At 26.9% G+C, this 19,542-nt stretch carries 20 protein-coding genes, 1 tRNA gene, 1 pseudogene and 1 riboswitch; of the genes and pseudogenes, 18 read left to right on the top strand and 4 right to left on the bottom strand.

The genetic code is table 11. From position 1 onward, the window contains the following. Positions 1–164: 164 nt before the first annotated feature. Positions 165–299 carry a hypothetical protein gene (locus ACYUET_RS13915; RefSeq protein WP_460280565.1) on the bottom strand — a complete coding sequence of 45 codons (135 nt, stop codon included), beginning with the start codon at positions 297–299 and terminating at the stop codon, positions 165–167. 194 nt (positions 300–493) lie between these two features. Between ACYUET_RS13915 and ACYUET_RS13910 the strand changes: the two genes are divergently transcribed. Then, positions 494–1,939 (top strand): FAD-dependent oxidoreductase, encoded by a 1,446-nt coding sequence (locus tag ACYUET_RS13910; protein WP_460280563.1) that lies wholly within the window; start codon positions 494–496, stop codon positions 1,937–1,939. 272 nt (positions 1,940–2,211) lie between these two features. On the opposite strand, the pseudogene ACYUET_RS13905 reads toward ACYUET_RS13910, so the two are convergent. Beyond that, a pseudogene (locus tag ACYUET_RS13905) lies at positions 2,212–2,391 on the bottom strand (YvrJ family protein). A gap of 290 nt (positions 2,392–2,681) precedes the next feature. On the opposite strand from ACYUET_RS13905, the gene ACYUET_RS13900 reads away from it, so the two are divergent. The 3 genes from ACYUET_RS13900 to ACYUET_RS13890 all read left to right on the top strand — a co-directional run bounded on the left by ACYUET_RS13900 (position 2,682) and on the right by ACYUET_RS13890 (position 3,689). After that, positions 2,682–2,885, top strand: coding sequence for a hypothetical protein (locus tag ACYUET_RS13900; RefSeq protein WP_460280561.1), 204 nt, complete (start codon positions 2,682–2,684; stop codon positions 2,883–2,885). Positions 2,886–3,002: 117 nt separating this feature from the next. Next, complete coding sequence (locus ACYUET_RS13895; RefSeq protein WP_460280560.1) at positions 3,003–3,434, top strand: hypothetical protein; 432 nt, start codon at positions 3,003–3,005, stop codon at positions 3,432–3,434. A gap of 66 nt (positions 3,435–3,500) precedes the next feature. Then, a complete protein-coding gene (locus tag ACYUET_RS13890; protein ID WP_460280558.1) occupies positions 3,501–3,689 on the top strand; it encodes a hypothetical protein in 189 nt (62 codons plus the stop codon). Between the two features lie 145 nt (positions 3,690–3,834). On the opposite strand, the gene ACYUET_RS13885 is transcribed toward ACYUET_RS13890, so the two are convergent. Beyond that, positions 3,835–3,909: transfer RNA gene (locus ACYUET_RS13885), tRNA-Glu, on the bottom strand. A gap of 422 nt (positions 3,910–4,331) precedes the next feature. Here ACYUET_RS13885 and ACYUET_RS13880 point away from each other — a divergent pair. The 3 genes from ACYUET_RS13880 to ACYUET_RS13870 all read left to right on the top strand — a co-directional run bounded on the left by ACYUET_RS13880 (position 4,332) and on the right by ACYUET_RS13870 (position 7,757). Then, entirely contained in the window at positions 4,332–4,496 is a 165-nt protein-coding gene (locus ACYUET_RS13880; RefSeq protein WP_460280556.1) for a hypothetical protein, read from the top strand. A 425-nt stretch (positions 4,497–4,921) separates the two neighbouring features. Then, positions 4,922–6,031 carry a DEAD/DEAH box helicase gene (locus tag ACYUET_RS13875; RefSeq protein ID WP_460280554.1) on the top strand — a complete coding sequence of 370 codons (1,110 nt, stop codon included), beginning with the start codon at positions 4,922–4,924 and terminating at the stop codon, positions 6,029–6,031. A gap of 376 nt (positions 6,032–6,407) precedes the next feature. After that, complete coding sequence (locus tag ACYUET_RS13870; protein WP_460280552.1) at positions 6,408–7,757, top strand: sodium-dependent transporter; 1,350 nt, start codon at positions 6,408–6,410, stop codon at positions 7,755–7,757. Positions 7,758–8,172: 415 nt separating this feature from the next. Here the strand turns inward: ACYUET_RS13870 and ACYUET_RS13865 are convergent, their stop codons facing one another. Then, entirely contained in the window at positions 8,173–8,706 is a 534-nt protein-coding gene (locus tag ACYUET_RS13865) for a hypothetical protein (protein WP_460280550.1), read from the bottom strand. 140 nt (positions 8,707–8,846) lie between these two features. Beyond that, a riboswitch (cobalamin riboswitch) is annotated at positions 8,847–9,111 on the top strand. Between the two features lie 341 nt (positions 9,112–9,452). On the opposite strand from ACYUET_RS13865, the gene ACYUET_RS13860 reads away from it, so the two are divergent. The 11 genes from ACYUET_RS13860 to ACYUET_RS13810 all read left to right on the top strand — a co-directional run bounded on the left by ACYUET_RS13860 (position 9,453) and on the right by ACYUET_RS13810 (position 19,410). Then, positions 9,453–10,280 (top strand): sirohydrochlorin cobaltochelatase, encoded by an 828-nt coding sequence (locus ACYUET_RS13860; RefSeq protein WP_460280548.1) that lies wholly within the window; start codon positions 9,453–9,455, stop codon positions 10,278–10,280. 252 nt (positions 10,281–10,532) lie between these two features. Next, positions 10,533–11,873, top strand: coding sequence for a cobyrinate a,c-diamide synthase (locus ACYUET_RS13855; protein WP_460280546.1), 1,341 nt, complete (start codon positions 10,533–10,535; stop codon positions 11,871–11,873). Between the two features lie 238 nt (positions 11,874–12,111). Further along, positions 12,112–12,735, top strand: a complete 624-nt coding sequence (locus tag ACYUET_RS13850; protein WP_460280544.1) for a precorrin-8X methylmutase — start codon at positions 12,112–12,114, stop codon at positions 12,733–12,735. 35 nt (positions 12,736–12,770) lie between these two features. Next, positions 12,771–13,910: a cobalt-precorrin-5B (C(1))-methyltransferase CbiD gene (gene cbiD, locus ACYUET_RS13845; protein ID WP_460280542.1), complete on the top strand. Its 1,140-nt coding sequence runs from the start codon at positions 12,771–12,773 to the stop codon at positions 13,908–13,910. 41 nt (positions 13,911–13,951) lie between these two features. Beyond that, on the top strand, positions 13,952–14,560 hold the full coding sequence (cbiE, locus tag ACYUET_RS13840; RefSeq protein WP_460280540.1) for a precorrin-6y C5,15-methyltransferase (decarboxylating) subunit CbiE: 609 nt from the start codon (positions 13,952–13,954) through the stop codon (positions 14,558–14,560). Positions 14,561–14,565: 5 nt separating this feature from the next. Then, positions 14,566–15,141, top strand: coding sequence for a precorrin-6Y C5,15-methyltransferase (decarboxylating) subunit CbiT (cbiT, locus tag ACYUET_RS13835; protein ID WP_460280538.1), 576 nt, complete (start codon positions 14,566–14,568; stop codon positions 15,139–15,141). 7 nt (positions 15,142–15,148) lie between these two features. After that, positions 15,149–15,814: a cobalt-factor II C(20)-methyltransferase gene (locus tag ACYUET_RS13830; protein WP_460280536.1), complete on the top strand. Its 666-nt coding sequence runs from the start codon at positions 15,149–15,151 to the stop codon at positions 15,812–15,814. Positions 15,815–16,010: 196 nt separating this feature from the next. Continuing rightward, the gene (gene cobM / locus ACYUET_RS13825) at positions 16,011–16,769 is read left to right on the top strand and encodes a precorrin-4 C(11)-methyltransferase (RefSeq protein WP_460280534.1); all 759 of its coding nucleotides are present in this window, start codon (positions 16,011–16,013) and stop codon (positions 16,767–16,769) included. Further along, entirely contained in the window at positions 16,766–17,854 is a 1,089-nt protein-coding gene (gene cbiG / locus ACYUET_RS13820) for a cobalt-precorrin 5A hydrolase (protein ID WP_460280532.1), read from the top strand. The genes cobM and cbiG overlap by 4 nt, the downstream gene beginning before the upstream one ends. A 54-nt stretch (positions 17,855–17,908) precedes the next feature. Next, positions 17,909–18,646, top strand: a complete 738-nt coding sequence (gene cobJ, locus ACYUET_RS13815) for a precorrin-3B C(17)-methyltransferase (protein ID WP_460280530.1) — start codon at positions 17,909–17,911, stop codon at positions 18,644–18,646. Beyond that, entirely contained in the window at positions 18,646–19,410 is a 765-nt protein-coding gene (locus ACYUET_RS13810; RefSeq protein WP_460280528.1) for a cobalt-precorrin-6A reductase, read from the top strand. Before cobJ ends, ACYUET_RS13810 begins: the two co-directional genes overlap by 1 nt. The last annotated feature ends 132 nt before the right edge of the window (positions 19,411–19,542 follow it).

The following is a 19,542-nucleotide window of genomic DNA, read 5'->3' as shown; positions in this document are numbered from 1 at the left end:
TTAGTTATTGTAAGGAAAATTAAGACCTAAAAGATTAAATTAATTTATCTTTTAGGTCTATTATTATAAAATATTTGGCCTTAATTCAATATTATTAGAAATTTATTTTTATCATATTTATAAAACCATGATAATTCTTAGAATGAAATTATTATTAAAATATTTTACCAGAAAAATAAGAATGGTAATAAGAACCAAGCATTATTGAATCCACCGCCCCAAGAATTATTACCACAACAATTATTACCCCAACAATTATTGCAGCAATGATTGCAACAACATCTACAACAATTTCTCATAATTCATTACTCCTTTGTTTTTCTTAATCATTTGTTATAGTACTAATATATGAATAGAATAAAAATATGTTACATAAAAAATTATTAAAATTGTAATAGAAAACACAATGTAGTTTGGCAAATAATATAAAATTATTAATAGAAACATGTGTATATTATATAAAAAAAGGAATACTAAGCATGAGGTGATTTGAATGGAAAGTGTTTGGAATTCCGAGGTTAATTTTAAAAAAAGAGAAACTTTAAGTAAAGACTTAGAATGTGATATTCTTGTAATAGGAGCTGGAATGGCTGGATTACTTACAGCATACATGCTCACTAAAGCAGGAAGAGAAGTGGTTGTTATTGATGCCAAAAGTACTGCAAGTGGAGTTACTAAGAATACAACAGCAAAGATAACATGCCAACATGATTTAATTTATCATAGCATAATAAATGAATTTGGAGAAGATAGAGCAAGGCAATATGCTAAGGCTAATGAACTTGCAATACAAAAATATAAAGAAATAATTGATGAAGAAAATATTAATTGTGATTTTGAATTTAAGGATGCCTATTTGTATTCTGTTGATAACATTGAAAGTCTTCAAGATGAATATAATGCAGCAAATAAATTAGGAATCGATGCAGAATTAATAGATAAAGTAAATCTTCCACTTAAAATTAAAGGAGCGTTAAAGTTTAGAAATCAAGCACAATTTAATCCACTTAAATTTTTGAAACCAATCTCAGAAAAATTGACTATTTATGAAAATACAACAGCACTTGATATTACAGAAGAAATTTCTGTGGTTACAAAGGATGATATAAAAATTAAAGCAAACAAAATAATAGTGGCAACGCATTATCCATTCTTAAATACTCCAGGCTATTATTTCATGAGAATGCATCAAGAAAGATCTTATGTTTTAGCTTTAGAAAATGCTCAAAATGTAAATGGAATGTATAAAGGTATTGATAAAAATGCATATTCGTTTAGGAATTATAAAAATTTATTAATATTTGGTGGTGTAGGACAAAGAGCTGGTGAAAATGAGGCGGGTGGAGCTTATGATGAATTAAGAAAAGCAGCAAAAGAGATTTACCCTAATGCAATAGAGAAGTATCATTGGTCAGCGCAAGATTGTATGACGTTAGATAATATACCTTATATAGGATATTATTCATCAAAAACTCCTGATATTTATGTTGAAACAGGATTTAAAAAATGGGGTATGACAACTTCAATGGTAGCTGCAATGATAATAAGTGATATGATTCTTGAAAAAGAAAATGATTTTTCAGAAATATTTTCTCCAGGAAGATTTGATATGTCAGCATCAATGAAAAATGCTGCGAATGATCTAATAGTAACTGCAAAAAACTTTATTGCTCAAAGGATAGATATTCCGGATGAAGGTCTTGAAGATATAAAAAATGGCCATGGAGGTATTGTAGAATATAATGGTCAGAAGGTTGGTGTGTATAAAGATAATGATGGAAAAATATTTACAGTATCAACGAAGTGTGCTCATTTAGGGTGTCAACTTGAATGGAATGCTGATGAATTGACTTGGGATTGTCCGTGTCATGGCTCAAGATATGATTATAAGGGAAATTGGATAGAAAGTCCTACAAATAAATCTCTTGATGAAATATAATTTTTAATAATAAGTAGTTTTTTTAATGATTTTTATAAATTGATACTATAATAAATATTCTAGGAAGTAAGAGTTCTAGGATATTTATTACTTTATTGTGATTTTTTTCAAATTTGGTTAGCAAGAAAGAATAAAAAATACTTAAATTTATGGACAACTTTGTTTAGAAAGTCCAAATTTATATTTAAAACATACTTATAATTTTCTTATGAAAGAATAGGAATTTAAACTAGAAGGGGACAAACCTAAAAATTAATATTTATTGCTTTTAATTATGCAACATTATTATAATTATCATTAGATTTAGTAGTATCAATAATAACTCCAAGTTTAGTTGATATTATTGTATTAAGTTTATTAATTGAATTTGATAGAGTGTTCATTTAATTTTCTAATCTTATAAGTAAATATGCGCTTGATGTTACAGGAAAACCAACATTACCTTTCTTGATATGCTAAATCATTTTTATCTACAATAAAGTTCTTTTTCTCCCCATAAATTCTCACCTCGTAATTAATCTTAAAAAAATATATATTTGAGATTCTAAAAATCTAAAATTCTAAAAAAGAAAAGAATAAAAAAAGAAAAAAATTTAGAAGTTTAGAATTTAAGAATTTGCTTGTATAATGCGACTTAACAAGATTTTTAATTTATAACTTTACTGTTTGTTATGTAATTTTAAAAATTAAAACATATATCCTATTTAACAATTGAAATAAAATTTTAGAAGTGGGATAAAAAATGGTTAGTGATAAAATTAAAGTTTGTTTAGAAAATAGTGAGTGCTTTAATAAAAAGCAAATAGCATTAGCAATAAGAAATGTAACATTTGAATATCGTTTAGGTTGTTCCTTACTTGAAGAATGTGTTATAAAAGATTGTGAAGGTTATTCATTAAAATTTATATGCGATAAAATTGAAAGAAAAACTAAAAGAGGGAAATAATAGTATTATTGATAATTATGTAATATAATAGAATTATTATATTATTTATGGGGGAAAAACAATGAAACTAAAACAGAAACATCAAAGGAGGAAGAAACTAAACCCAAAAAGGATGAAGTGAAAACGATATCTGATGGTCAAACAATAAATAATGAGTCATTTGATTTAACATTAAATAAAGTTGAATTAACATATGATGTGTTACCAGATGATACAGGTAATTTTTATACACATTATCCTGCTGATCAAGGAAAAGTTTATATAAATATAGACGTTGATATAAAAAATAATCAAAAGCAAGATCTAAGATGTGATAAAATTTTAACTGTTGAAGCTAACTATAATAATGGTTATACATACAATGCAAATTCGATAGTTGAGGATAGTAAAACAGGTTTTACTTATTCTAATATAACTAGCATAACATCATTAGAAACTAAGGGAATGAGATACTTAATAAATTGTCCTGAAGAAGTTGAACAGAGTCAAAATCCATTATTTTTAACTTTTAATCTAAATGGAGAAAAATATAAATATGTAATTAGATAAAATATATAGCACTTACTTAAATGTAGGTGCTATTTTTATACCTTAAAAATAGGAGGGAGGTATATTATGGCTACAATTAGTAGCTCAATAGAAATACAGGATAGGTTTAGTAGTACACTGAATAATATGTGTACCTTACTAAATAATGCAACTAGTAGATTTAATACATTACAAAATGTTATGAATAAAGATGTTAAATTTCATACTGGAAGTAACTTGAAATCAGATTTAAACTCAAGCAAGAGCAATGCTTGATATATTGGAAGAATGTTTAGGACCTTATGGGCTAGATTATGTCATTAAAGAACTTAAGGAGAAAATAAGTTATAAATAATAAATGTTGTTAAAATAAGAAAAACACCAGTGATTTAATTACCTTAAACACTGATGTTTACTACAATGGTGACCCATACGGGAATCGAACCCATGATTTCACCGTGAGAGGGTGGCGTCTTAACCTCTTGACCAATGGGCCTTACAACAAAACTTATTATACGCTTATTAAATTATTATGTCAATATTTTCTTTACAATCAATATTTATACTTATTTGTATCAAGTAAGAATCTGAATTTAGGCATAATTAAAACTTATATTTTAAGCTAAGTTTTAAAATAGTACTTATATTTGATTAAGATTTATACTAGAATATCAACATTTACCTGAAATATAGCAATAATAAAAAACATTTATGATTTGAGGAAAAACTAAATTATATATATAATCCTAAGATAATAGTGTTAATCTCCATATTCAGTTGCTATAAAAATTAAATAAAAAATTATAAATGTATTAACTTAATTATAACCTATATATTTTATAAAATTATAATAATATTTTATATGAATGGACATACTAATTTTGTAATAAATACTGCAATGTTTAGGAGGTATTTTAAATGGCAAAGGATAGTCAACCAGATAATAAAATAGCAAGAATGGAAAAATGTAATTATCAAACCCCTATAACAGAAGAGGGACATAATCATAATCCTAATGCAAAGCACAAATCTATAAAAAAAGAAGGAGTTTCAAGCAATCACTTTAATAGATTTGGTAATTAAATTTATTAAGCCATATGAAGAAAAATAGCAAGTCCAAAATGCTCTGATTATTTTTCATTAGGCAAGGAAGTAGAGTGGTCTCATAGGAAACCTATTAGGCAAATCTGCTGATGAGCAGAGAATCGAAATCTATGATTTTGTGTGAATCGCTTACTCAGCGAGCTTATGCGAGTCGAGCTTCCTATAATAAAAAATAGGCTTGGTAGATGTACTTGTTATTTTTTGATTATGCTAAAGCTTAACAGATATATGTTTATTTAAAATATATCTTATGTTAAAAGATTAAAGCTATCTTAAAAATAGAATATAATTTCTATTTTTAGATAGCTTATAATTTTGATTTGATTTAAACAATATGTTATTATTGACTAGTTTGAATAAATAAAAAACATAAAAATATGTTAATAATGAAAGGTATATAATAGATGAATTTTAAAGATTTAGGAATTAGTGAAAATACGGTAAATTTATTAAATAAAAGAGGAATAAAAGAACCTACTGATATACAAAAAGAGAGTATTAATTATATTAAAAGTGGAAAAGATGTTATTGCAGAGGCACAAACAGGAACAGGAAAAACATTAGCATTTTTATTACCGATTTTTGAGAATATCTCTCCTAAGGCAAATTCTATTCAAGCTCTTATTTTGACTCCAACAAGAGAATTAGCAATCCAAATAACTGAAGAAGCTATGAAACTTAAAGAGGGTAAGGATATAAATATTTTAGCAGCTTATGGTGGGAAAGATATTGGATCTCAGTTAAATAAGTTAAAAGGTAATATTCAATTAATTATTGCAACACCAGGTAGATTATTAGATCATATAAAGAGAAAAACAGTGGATCTTAGTAAGCTAAAAACATTTGTATTAGATGAGGCAGATCAAATGCTACTTATGGGATTTAAAAATGAAGTTGAAGCCATAATAAAGGAAACTTCTAAAAAACGTCAAACATTATGTTTTTCAGCTACAATGAATCCTCAAGTTAAAAAATTGTCTTATAGATATATGAATGATCCTGTATTTATTACAATACAAAAAGAAGAAGTAACATTAGATAATATAAAACAACAAGTAGTTGAAACTACTGATAGAAGAAAACAAGATTCTTTGTGTAAAGTATTAGATGAAGATAATCCTTTTATGGCAATAATATTTTGTAGAACTAAAAGAAGAGCAGACGATCTTGAAGTAGGTTTATATAAAAGAGGATATAACTGTGCTAAAATTCATAGTGATGTACCACAAGCCAAACGTGAAAGAATAATGAAATCATTTAGAAATGCAGATATTCAATATTTAATTGCTACAGATGTTGCGGCTAGAGGTCTTGATATAAGTGGTGTAGATAATATATACAATTATGACATACCTGAAACAGTAGAAAGCTATATACATAGAATAGGTAGAACTGGAAGAGCAGGAGAAAATGGATATACTTGTGTATTTATAGATCCTAAGAATAAAAAGGCTCTAGAAGAAATAGAAAAAGTTATTGGATTTAACATAGAAAGAAGAATATTAGAAGATTAAAATGTAATTTTACTTTTATACTATAATATCAACACTATTTTAAAGTATAACTAAATTTAAAAATGAGGATAGATTTTTTTAATCTATCCTCATTTTTTTATACTGTAATTTATGCGAAAAAATAATGTTTTTAATATATTCGTGAGAACTTAAAAAGCAAAATAAAATTTAAAAATTAATATAATAGATTAATTAGTCTAAAATTGTTTAGTTATTAATGTCTAAAAATATATTAAAATGTTAATTTATTAAATAATATAATAAAAAAATATAACAAAATGTGCAATTTTATTTACAAAATAGTATATTTTACATATAATAGTTAATATGTATAAAATTAATATTAACAATTGTAATTTTAAGGAGGAAAAGTATCTTGGAGAAAAGCTTAGATAAAGGCTTAGATAAAAGCTTAGAAAAAAGAGAAGGATTTTCTAGTAAAATGGGATTTATAATATCGTGTATTGGAGCAGCAATTGGATTGGGAAATGTATGGATGTTTCCATATAAGCTGGGAGAAAATGGAGGAGCAGCCTTCTTAATTCCATATTTCTTTTTTGTTGTTGTTCTTGGTCTTGTAGGATTAATGGGTGAATTTTCTTTTGGTAGAATGTATAAAAAAGGTTCACTAGGAGCTATACGACAAATATTTAAAGAAAAAAACATTAAAGGAGGAACTATAATATCCATAATTCCTACTTTGGGATTAATAGGAATATTTATGTTTTATACAGTTGTTATTGGATGGGTATTAAAATACTTTTTCATAAGTTTAACTGGAGAAATATCATCAATAAATACAGAAGCTTATTTTGCTAATTTTGCTAATAGCCCTAATGTAGTATTTTGGCATGCGTTAGCTGTTATAATAACATTAATTATTGTTAGTTTTGGAGTTTCAAAAGGTATAGAACAAATTAATAAAATAATTATTCCATTACTATTCATAATATTTTTCGTACTTATATTTAAGTCACTTAGTTTACCAGGTTCATTAAATGGTGTTAGTTATTTATTAAAACCAAATTGGTCAGATCTTCTTAAGCCTATGACATGGGTAATGGCTATGGGACAAGCATTTTTTACAGTATCAATAACAGGATGTTGTATGGTTGTATGTGGAAGCTATGCAGACAATCAGTTTGATATACCAAACTGTGCTATAAATACTGCTTTTTTTGATACATTAGCAGCATTATTAGCTGGATTTATGATTATGCCAGCTGTATTTGCATTAGGATTAAATCCTACAGCAGGACCAGCTTTAATGTTTGTAACTGTCCCTAGTATATTCCAAACAATGAAGTTTGGAAGTTTCTTAAGTGCATTATTCTTTTTAAGTATAATTTTTGCTTCTATTTCATCATCAATAGCAATGCTTGAAGGCCCAGTTGAAGCCGTTTTAGGATTAACTAAATGGAGCAGAAAGAAAGCAACGTTAATTACTGCAACTATAGCATTTATTATATCTATCCCACTAGGATTAAATGGGGAGTTATTTAATAATTTTACAAATTTTATAACTATTGTTTTATCACCAATAGGTGCTGTTATAACAGCAGTTGTATTCTATTTTATTGTTAATAAAAAAGAAGCTTTAGACGGGGTAAATATTGGTGCAAAATATAAGTTGGGTAGTTGGTTTATTACTTTTGGAAGATATGTGTTTGTACCAGCTACAATAATTATAATAATTCTTGGAATTAGATATGGTGGAATAGGTTAAGATATTAAAATAAAACATAAGTAATATAGTTCAATATTACTAAAAATTTATTTACATAAAATGATATGTAAAGTATATTAATATCTTTAGTTTTAGGCTATGTTTTAAAACAGTGTTGATATTTTAGTATAAAGCTCATGGACAGAGGAATTTACTTTAAGAACTCTAAAATAAAGCTTAGTCCAATTAATGCATGTTCCAAATCAAAGATTGTTGACAAGCAATTAATTTGACAAATCTTTATTAAGAGTTCTAAAAAGCAAATTCCAATGCCAGTTCGCCCTTATACTAAAATATCAACATTCACTTAAAACATAGCGTAGTTTTAAATTTAAATTAATACAATATATAAATTAAGAAAATAAAAAGAGTCACCTAATATTTGGATAAAAATCGTATATTTTAGGTGACTTTTTTATTTTTGATTATTATCTTTTAATTTTTCTATTTGATTTTTTAAATCTTCTATGTTTTCTTTTAATGTATTTATTTCATTTTGATAATTTTTTAAAGCTTTTTGTAGTAAATCTTCTTGGGTAGATGATGAATTTTGTTCATTACTTGATGTTGGAGTTGTATTAGTTTCATTGTTAGAGTTTGAACAGAATGAATTATTAACATTTTTGAAACTTGAATTATAATATCTACCAGGTCCAGATTCAAAATACTGTTGTTGAGAATTAAATACAAGTATAACTTGTCCTACTAATTCAAGCCAGTTACCAAGAGCGTTCTGTACGTTAAAAGGTAATTTACCAGCCATAACAGCTCCTAAAACTTCTGCCATAAGTATAAAAAGTTGAGGATTTAAATCTTGAAAACCTCCATACATATCTCTACAATTATTTGTTTGTTCATTGTTAGTATTATTGGCATTGTTATTATTATTTTCTTGACTCTTCTGAGCTGCCTTCATAAACTCTTCAAAATTAAATACATTAAAGTCCATAGAAACATCCAATTAATTGATTTCAATATTATAGTATTCATTAAATCTATTATCGTTAACTAGAAAATATATTAATAATTTAAAGAGAAATATAATTTTAGTTGATTAAAGTTTAGGAGTATCTTATAATTTATGAATAATAGAATAATAGTATTTTAGGTTCTATATGTTAGATTAATAGGGAAAGTGGTGTAAATCCACTATAGCCCCCGCTACTGTAAAGGTAGACTAATTCTCAGTTAAGGCACAATCAAAAAAATATCCATTGCAATTTTGGACTTATTATTTATTTTCATGTGCCTAAGCATAAGTGCTAATAAAAATCCACTGACAATTTTGTTGGGAAGGAAGAGAATGTTAGAGTGACACCTAAGTCAGGAGACCTGCCTAAAATAATATGCTAGACACATTAAAGAAAAGAACAAGTCAAAGATGCGACGTATATTTTGTGTTAGACAAGGAGATGAAATCATCTAATAGCCAGACTATGGGATGATTTTACAGACACAGTATGACGCAAAATAGACTAGTATACTGAATTGTTATTTATTTTAATGTGACTTATCTTTCGGAGGGAAGGAAAAAAGCAAACTTAGAGGAATCGAATAAAACTGTGTTTTGATTTCTTACTTTGTTGTGTTTTAAACTGTCCTTACTACGATTAAATAATTAGTAAAGGCAGTTTTTATTTTTGTAAATATTTATTACCATAAAAATTATACTTTAAGATAGGAGTAACAGAGTTAATGAAAAAAGCAATTTTAGTTGTAAGTTTTGGAACAAGTTATTTAGATGCACTAGGAAATTCAATTGAAAGAATAGAGAATAAAATTAGAGATGAATTTAAAGATTACCAAATATTTAGAGCATTTACTGCACATAAAATTATAACGAAGTTAAAAAAAGTTCATAATTTAGATGTATTAAGACCTGAGGAAGCTCTAGAAAATTTAAAAATGAGAGAGTTTGATGAAGTTATAGTTCAACCATTACATATGATTCCAGGTGAAGAGTTTGATTATGTTAAAGGAGTAGTTAATAAATATAAAGATTATTTTTCTTCAATTAAAATAGGAAGACCTATATTTTATTATCAAGGAATTGAAGAATTACCACAAGACTATAGCTTATTTATAAACAGTATATCAAGTTTATTAAATAAAGATGAAAATATAATATTATTTGGACATGGTACAGCTCACTATTCAAATGCAGTTTATGGTTCACTTCAAAATGTACTAATTGATGAAGGGTATAATAATGTTTTTGTAGGTACTGTTGAAGGATATCCGACATTTGATACTGTATTAAATAAAATAAAAAATAAAGATATAAAAAAGGTAAAATTAGTTCCATTAATGGTTGTTGCAGGAGATCATGTTAAAAATGATATGGGTTCAGATGAAGAAGATTCTTGGAAAAGCATGTTAGAAAAAGAGGGAATTGAAGTAGAAACTTATATGCATGGATTAGGAGAATTAGATGAGTTCTCTAATCTATATATTACAAGAATATATGACATTATAGAAGATAGATATTCAGAATATGGTTTTACTAAAAAGCTGAAGCATTAGCATATGTTTTAAAATAGTGTTGAGATTTTAGGATAAAGCTCATGGACAGAGGAATTTACTTTAAGAACTCTAAAATAAAGTTTAGTCCAATTAGTGCATGCTCCCAATTATAATTGTAACAAGCAGCTAATTTGACAAATCTTCATTAAGAGTTCTAAAAAGAAAATTCCAATGCCAGTTCGCCCTTATACTAAAATCTCAACAATCATTAAAACATATTCTAAAATAAGAAAGAAGAGGGATATTTAAAAGATGAAATCTATAATTATTTCTTCAAATTGTAGTGGTGGTGGAAAAACTACTTTTACTTTAGGGCTTATGAAAGCATTAATAAAAAAGGGATTAAAGGTTCAAGGTTATAAGGTAGGACCTGATTATATAGATACAGCATTTCATAAAGAGGTAACTGGAATATTATCAAGAAATCTTGACACTTTTTTAATGGGAGAAGAAGGCGTAAAGGAAAGTTACTTTAAAGGAATTGGAGAAGTTGGAATAATTGAAGGGGTTATGGGATTGTATGATGGTATTGGGGTAAGCTCTAAAGCATCAACTTTTGATATTTCAAGAACATTAGATGATATGCCAATAGTTTTAGTATTATCACCTAAGGGACAAAGCGTAACCTTATGTGCAGAAATAAATGGTCTTAAAGAATATAAAAAAGCTAATATAGTTGGAGTAGTATTAAATTCAGTAAGTGAGAAATACTATAAACTTTTAAAATATGCTATAGAACAAAATTGCAATATTAAAGTTTTTGGATATATTCCTAAAGAGGAAAAAATAAAATTATCTAGTAGGCATTTAGGGTTAATACAAAGTATAGAGGTTGATAATCTTAAAGAAAAATTAGATATATGTGGGGATTTAATAGCTAAATATGTTAATTTAGATGAACTTTTAGAATGTATGAAAGAGTTGAAAAATAGTCACATAAATAAAGATAATGTTAAAATAGAAGAAAGAATGTTTTTAAAGAATAAAAGATTAAAAATTGGAGTTGCTTTAGATCAAGCTTTTAGCTTTTATTATAAGGATAATTTAGAACTTTTAGAGGATATTGGAGAGGTAATTTATTTTAGCCCTATTAGAGATAAAAGTTTACCTGATAATTTAGATTTTTTATATATAGGTGGAGGATATCCAGAAGTTTTTAAAGAAGATTTAGAAAAAAATTTATCTATGAGAGAAAGCATTAAAAAGGCATTAGATGATGGCTTAAGATGTTATGCTGAATGTGGCGGACTTATGTATTTAACAGAAGGAATAGATGGATTTAAGATGGTAGGTTTTTTTGATGGAAAAAGTGAAATGACTAAATTATTAAAGAGATTTGGTTATTGTAAAGTCAAAATAGATAAAAAATATTTTGGTAAGGAATTTGAAATAAATGCACATGAATTTCACAAATCAGAGGTTGAATTAAAAGAACATCAAATATATGAAGTGGAAAAAAATCAATATGATGGTGAAAAGATAGTGTGGGAATGTGGTTATTTAAAGAATAATACATTAGCAGCATATGCACATGTTAATTTCTTGGGAAATATTAAGTTTTTAGATGTACTAATAAACGGTGAGTTTTTTTAATTTATATAATATACTATGTCAAAATAAGAATTATTTAATTGTCTGACACAGAATATATAATGCCTCTTTGGTCTATTATTTTATTTCATGTGCCTTATTGAATAATATGAATTTATTAGTATGATATTTATAAAAAGTATTGTCTTAAAATAGTGTTGATATTATACTATAATATCAATATTAAATTAAAACATAGCCATAAAAACTGTTTAAAATTATTAATAAAAAGGAGAAAAATATGGATTATTTAAAGAATCCTATGGGGATAGAAGAAAAGAGCTTTGAAATAATAGGGCAGGAGTTAGGAGAGCATTCTTTTACTGATGAAGAACTTTTAATAGTAAAAAGAGTTATTCATACAACTGCTGATTTTGAGTATAAAGATCTTGTTGAAATAAGTGAAGATGCAATTGAGGTAGCAAAGAAAGTTTTATCTAAGGGCGCTACAATATATACAGATACTAATATGGCTCTAAATGGAATAAATAAGATGGCTTTATCTAAAACAGGTAGTAAGGTAATTTGTTATGTAAATGAGCCAGATGTACATAAAGCTGCTAAAGAAAATGGAATAACAAGAAGTATGGCAGCAGTTGAAAAAGCTTGCAGTGATAATGTAGATATATTTGTTTTTGGTAATGCACCTACAGCGTTATTTAAATTGAAAGAATTAATAAAAGAAGGTAAAGCAAAGCCTAAATTAATTGTAGCAGTTCCAGTTGGGTTTGTAGGAGCTGCTGAAAGTAAAGAAAATATGGAAGAATTAAATATTCCATATATAAGAGTAAAAGGAAGAAAAGGTGGTAGCACAGTAGGAGCAGCTATTATAAATGCACTTTTATATATGATTGTAAAAAGATAAATTTAATAAAAAATTCCAATTTGGAGGTGAATTTAATGTTTCAAATGTATGTTGATAGTGGAGGCAAAAAGTTAAGATGTGGATATACAACAGGAACATGTGCAACAGGAGCCGCAAAGGCAGCTACAATGTTATTTTTTAATAAAATAAAAGATGAGGAATTAAATGAAATAGAAATAGATACTCCAAAAGGGATAAAAGTGCAGATGCCTATTGAAAAGATAGTTATAGGTAAAGATTTTGTTGAATGTACTATATTAAAGTTTAGTGGCGATGACAAAGATATTACTATGGGAATTGAAATAAAAGCAAAAGTTCAAAAGGTAAACAAAGAAGATAATAGTATATTTTCAGAAGGTAAAATCATAAATCAGAGTAAAAGTGTTATACTTGAAGGTGGAGTAGGAGTCGGAAGAGTAACAAAAGAAGGATTATTTGTAGCTAAAGGAGAACCAGCTATAAATCCTGTTCCAAGAGAAATGATTATAAAGGAAGTAGAAAGTATTTTACCTAAAGGAGAATGTGTAAGAGTAATAATATCAGTTCCACAAGGTGTTGAAATAGGAAAAAAAACTTTTAATCCAAGACTTGGAATAGACGGTGGAATTTCTATTCTAGGCACATCAGGAATAGTATATCCTATGTCTGAAGATGCATTAAAAGCCTCTATAAAATTAGAAATTAAACAAAAAGCATTAAATAATAAAAGACTTATTTTAACTTTTGGAAATTTAGGAGAAAATTATTGCAAAGTATTAGGATACAAAGAAGATGAGATAGTTATATGCTCAAACTTCATAGGATTTGCATTAGAAAGCTGTGTTTCGTATAAAGTTAAAGAGGTTATTATAGTGGGACATATAGGCAAGATGTGTAAAATAGCCTATGGATGTTTTAATACACACAGTAGAGTATGTGGAGTTAGACTTGAGGTTATTGCACTAGAATTAGCTCTTTTAGGATTTGATATCTCATTAATAGAAAAGGTATTAGAGCAAAAGACTTGTGAGGGTGCAGTTAAATTTTTAGGAGAAGGATACTCAGATTTATATAAAAACATAGGAACCAAAATTTTAAATAAGATGCAAGAATATGTTTATGATGAATTAAAGATTGATGGTGTAATGTATTATGGAGCATCAACTCCTATATTATTATGGAGTTCCTTAAATTAAAATATAGCAAATCTAATAATTAAAGCTTGAAGGAGATATTGATGTTATATATAGTAGGACTTGGACCAGGGCATAGAGATTATATGGTTAGTAAAGTAATAGATATATTAGAAACTTCTGATGTTATTGTAGGGTTTAAACGAGCATTAGATTCTTTAGATTTTATTAATAAACAAAAGATTTATTTGAAGAGTTTGTCAGATATTGATAAAATCTTAATAAGTACGGAAGAAAAAGTTGTTTCAGTTGTTGCATCAGGAGATCCAACTTTTTATGGAATAACTAATTATATAAAAAATAATATCGCTGAAGAATTTGAAATAATACCTGGAATTAGTTCTTTTCAGTATTTAACTTCAAAGATCAAATTACCTTGGAATGAAGCATATTTAGGAAGCTTACATGGAAGAGATGAGGAATTTTTAAAAGTTATTAATGAAAATGATATAACTATTTGGCTTACGGATAAAAAAAATAATCCTCAAAAGTTATGTGAGATATTAAATGATGAATCAATTAATTGTAAGGTTATTATTGGGGAAAATCTTTCATATGAGGATGAGAGAATAAGTGAAGGAAAACCAGAAGAATTTATAGATAAAAGCTTTAGTGATTTAAGTATTTTAATAATTATTAGGGAGAAAAGGTGAAAAAAATGGCGTTTATAAAGGATGAAGAATTTATTAGGGGCAATTGTCCAATGACAAAAGAAGAGATAAGGATATTATCAATAGGAAAGATGGATTTAAAAGATGATTCATTTGTATTAGATATAGGAAGTGGAACAGGAAGTATTTCTGTTCAAGCTTCAAAAGAGGCTAGACATGGAAAAGTATTAGCTATAGAAAAAAATGATGAAGCTTATGAAATTACAAAAAGTAATGTAGAGAAATTCAATTGTAAAAATGTGAAAGTAGTTCATGAAGAAGCAACTAAAACCTTAACTATATTAATTGGTCAAAAAGTTAAATTTGATTCTATATTTATAGGTGGAAGTGCTGGGAACTTAGAAGATATAATATTTAATGCAAATAATGTTTTAAGAGAAGATGGAACAATTGTTATGAATTTTATTACATTAGATAATGCATATAAAGCTATTGAAAAGATGGAATCATTAAGATATAAGATTGAGATTACATTAGCTAATATAAGCAAAAATAGAGAAGATAGTTTAATGATGATAGCACATAATCCGATATATATTATTAAATGTAGAAAAGGGGAATAAAAAAAGTATGTCAGTATTATATGGAGTAGGAGTAGGACCAGGAGATAAAGAACTTATAACTGTTAAAGGTGCAAAGATAATAGAAAAGTGTGATGTAATAGTTGCACCAGCAGCAATTGAAGGTGGGGAAAGTATTGCATTTGAAACAGCAAAAGATTATGTAAGAGATGATGCAGAAGTTGCAATTATGCATTTCCCAATGGGTGGAAAAGACAGAATGATAAAGTCAAAAGAAGCATATGACTTTATAGAAAAAAGATTATCAGAAGGAAAGAATGTTGCTTTTTTAACTATAGGAGATCCATATGTGTATAGTACTTATATACATATGTTAAGCCACGTTAAGGAACATGGTTTTGAGGTTAAAACAGTTCCAGGAATAACATCTTTTTGTGCAGGAGCAAGTTTAGTAGATAGAACTTTAGTAATTGGTAATGAAAAATTAGTTGTATTACCTGCTGCTAAGATAAATGAAATAACAGATGAAAAATTTATTGTAGTAATGAAGATGTATAAACATGAGGAAGAAGTGTTAAATATATTAGAAGAAAAAGGTTTTAATTATACTTATATCAGTAGGGTTGGAAGAGAAGGCGAAACAGTATTAACTGATAGAGAAGAAATATTAAAACTGAGAGATTATATGTCGTTAATAATAGCAAGCAGAGAATAATCTTAGAATATTTATAAATGATATCACTCATCACTATAATGAGGAACTTATATAGAAAATTTAAATATATATGATTCTAACTAGATATCATTAATTAAAGATATAATTTTCTACAAAAATTATAAAAAAGATTATAAATGTAACTCAATTAGAACATATATATTAATTTTAGTGCAAATAAAGAAAGAGGTGCAATATGGTTTATTTTATAGGTGCAGGACCAGGGGCAGTAGATTTAATAACAGTTAGAGGAAGAGATTTATTAGAAAGAGCTGATGTTGTAATATATGCAGGTTCTTTAGTTTCAAGAGAACATTTAGAATATTGTAAAAAAGATGTTCAAGTTTATAATTCTGCTAATATGACATTAGAAGACGTATTAGAAGTTATTAGTATGGAAGAACAGATGGGTAAATTAGTAGTTAGATTACATACAGGGGATCCATCCATATATGGAGCTATAAGGGAGCAAATGGTTGAACTTGATAGATTAAACATAAAATATGAAGTTGTTCCTGGTGTTAGTTCTTTTACAGCGGCAGCTTCTTCAATAAAGAGAGAATTTACTCTTCCAAGTGTTACTCAAACAGTTATATTAACAAGAGTAGAAGGTAGAACTCCTGTACCAGAAACAGAAGATCTTGAAGTTTTAGCATCAGTGGGAGCTTCTATGGCTATATTTCTTTCAGTTTCAATGATAGAAAAGGTTGTTAAAAAATTAAGGGCAGGTTATAAAAAGAATGTAGCTATAGCTGTTGTAGAAAGAGCAACTTGGGATGATGAAAGAATAGTAATGGGAACATTAGATGATATAGTTGAAAAAGTTAAAGAAAATAATATCACTAAATGTGCACAGATTTTGGTTGGAGATTTTATTGATAGTGATTTTGAAAAAAGTTTATTATATGATAAAAGTTTCTCTCATATGTTCAGAGAGGCAGAGGAAAAGAAATGATTAGTATAATATGTCCATCTCCTAAAGGTAAGGAGATGGCATATTTTCTTAAAAAGGCTTTTAATGGGATTTTATACATAAAAGAAGAAGTTAGCAAAAATAAATATGAATTAAAGGATAAGAAAAATATACAGTTATTTAATAATGTCTATAGTACTTGTGATTTTAATTTAAATAATATTACAGAAGAAGCATTTAATAATTCAGATGGGGTAATATTTATATCTTCAACAGGTATTGCAGTAAGAGCTATTGCACCCTTTATAAAAACTAAAGATAAAGATCCTGGTGTGGTTGTAGTTGACTTGTCTAACAAGTATTCTATAAGTTTATTGTCAGGACATTTAGGTGGAGGAAATGAACTAGCTATAAATGTATCTAAGTTTTTAAATAATACTCCTATAATAACAACTGCAACTGATAATTTAGGAATAGTTGCTCCAGATATTTTAGCAAAGGAAAATGGTTTTATAATAGAAGACTTAAAAAAAGCAAAGTACATTTCTTCATTACTGGTAAAAGAAATTTCAGTAGGAATAAAAGATGATTATAAAAAATTAGATCAACTTAATGGATATGAATTAATATCAAAGTTAAGAGAAGATTCGATTTGGATAAGTAATAAAATAAAAGAAGATAGAGATAAAGATGATGAAATTAAAGCAACAGATTTTAATAGTGAGCTAGATTATTCTAAAATTTTAAGATTAATAAAAAAAGATTTAATTTTAGGAATAGGATGTAGAAAAGATACTCCAATTGAAAAATTGGAAGAGTGTGTAAGGAAACATTTAATTATGAATAATTTAGAGATTAGATCTGTTAATGAAATAGTATCTATTGATATAAAAAAGAACGAAAGAGCTATTATTAATTTAAGTAAAACTTTAAAATGTGAATTTAATACATTTTCTGTAGAACAAATAAAAAAAGTTGAAGATAAATTTGAAAAAAGTAATTTTGTATTAAAAAATGTTGGTGTTTATAACGTTTGTGAACCATGTGTGGATTTAGCAGGTGGCAAAATAATAGTTAATAAAATAAAAGATAATGGAATTACATTATGCATTGGAATTAGGGAATAATATCAACACTATTTTAAAACATTTAGCAATTTAAAGATTTAGGAGGAAAAGATTTTGGGAATACTTAGAGTTATAGGAATAGGGCCAGGTTCAATCGAAAATATGAGTGTTAGGGCTGTAAAGGCTATTGAAAAAAGTGATATAATCGTTGGATATACAAAGTATATAGATATGATAAAAGAATTAACAACTGATAAGGAAATTTATTCAACAGGAATGATGGGAGAAGAGGCTAGGTGTAAAGAGGCATTAAATCTTTCTAAAGAAAAAAATGTAGCACTTATAAGTACTGGAGATTCAGGAATTTATGGAATGGCGGGATTAATTCTTGAAATGAAAACTGATGAAAATGTTGAAATCATTCCTGGAATTACTGCATCAAGTTCTGCTGGATCAGTAGTTGGAGCTCCACTTATGCATGATAATTGTAACATTAGTTTAAGTGACTTAATGACACCTTATGAGGACATAAAAAAGAGAGTAAGGCTTGCAGCTGAAGGTGACTTTGTTATTTCTCTTTATAATCCTAAGAGTAAAGGAAGAGCTAAATATTTAAGTGAGTGTATGGAGATAATCAAAGAATTTAGAAAAGATTCTACTCCAGTTGCAGTTGTAAAAAATGCATTAAGAGATGGTCAAAGTTATACATTGTGTGAAATTAAAGATTTCAATGATGAAATAGTTGATATGATGTCTATTGTTATAATTGGAAATTCAAAGAGCTTTTTAAAAGGTGAATGCTTTATAACTCCAAGAGGATATTCTAATAAGAAAAGGGATACTATAAAATAATGATAGGGTTTATTTTAGGAACTTCAGAGGGAAAAAAAATATTATCATTAATTAATGAATATACTGAAGATATTGCTATAACTACAGCTACTAATTATGGTGGAGAACTTTTAAAAAATTTTAAATTTAAAAGTTTAAATACTAAGCCTTTAGATAAAGAAAAGATGCTTGAATGGATAAAAGAAAATGAAATTAAAATTTTAGTTGATGCATCTCATCCTTATGCAAAAGAGGTTACTAATAATGCAATAGAATGTTCTGAAAAACTTGAAATTAATTATGTTAGATACGAAAGACCTGGAGCTTTAGAACAAATCCAAGGTGATGATATTATAAGAGTAAAAAATTATGAAGAAGCAATTGAGTTAATCAAATCATTAGATGGAAATGTATTAAATACAACAGGGAGCAATAATATTTCAAAATTTTTAGATATAAATTTTAATTATAGAATATTACATAGAGTACTTCCTTCATATGAGGTTTTAAAAAAGATGATTCAATCTGGAGTACATATTGAAGATATAATAGCACTTAAAGGACCAATATCGTATGAATTAGAGAAAGCTTTTATTAATCAATATAATATAAAAGCAATACTAACTAAAGATAGTGGTGTGCAAGGAGGAGTTTTAGAAAAATTAAAAGCTGTAAGAGCTTGTAATATTAAATTAATAGTAATTGAGAATCCTAAATTTAAGTATGATTTAGAATTTAATAAGGAAGAAGATCTAATAAAGTATTTAATAAGTAAGGTAAAATAATAAAATTAAGGATGTTTTAAAAATACTTTATATTGTAGTGTAAAATTGATATATGAAGTAAAAAGCAAAGTCAAATGCCAGTTTTACATTATACTAAAATATAAACATTTATTTAAAACATATAATATAAAA

The organism is Clostridium sp. CTA-5 (genome assembly GCF_054768135.1).
The sequence above is the reverse complement of the archived record's forward strand: the minus strand, read 5'-3'. Positions and strand labels throughout refer to the sequence as shown.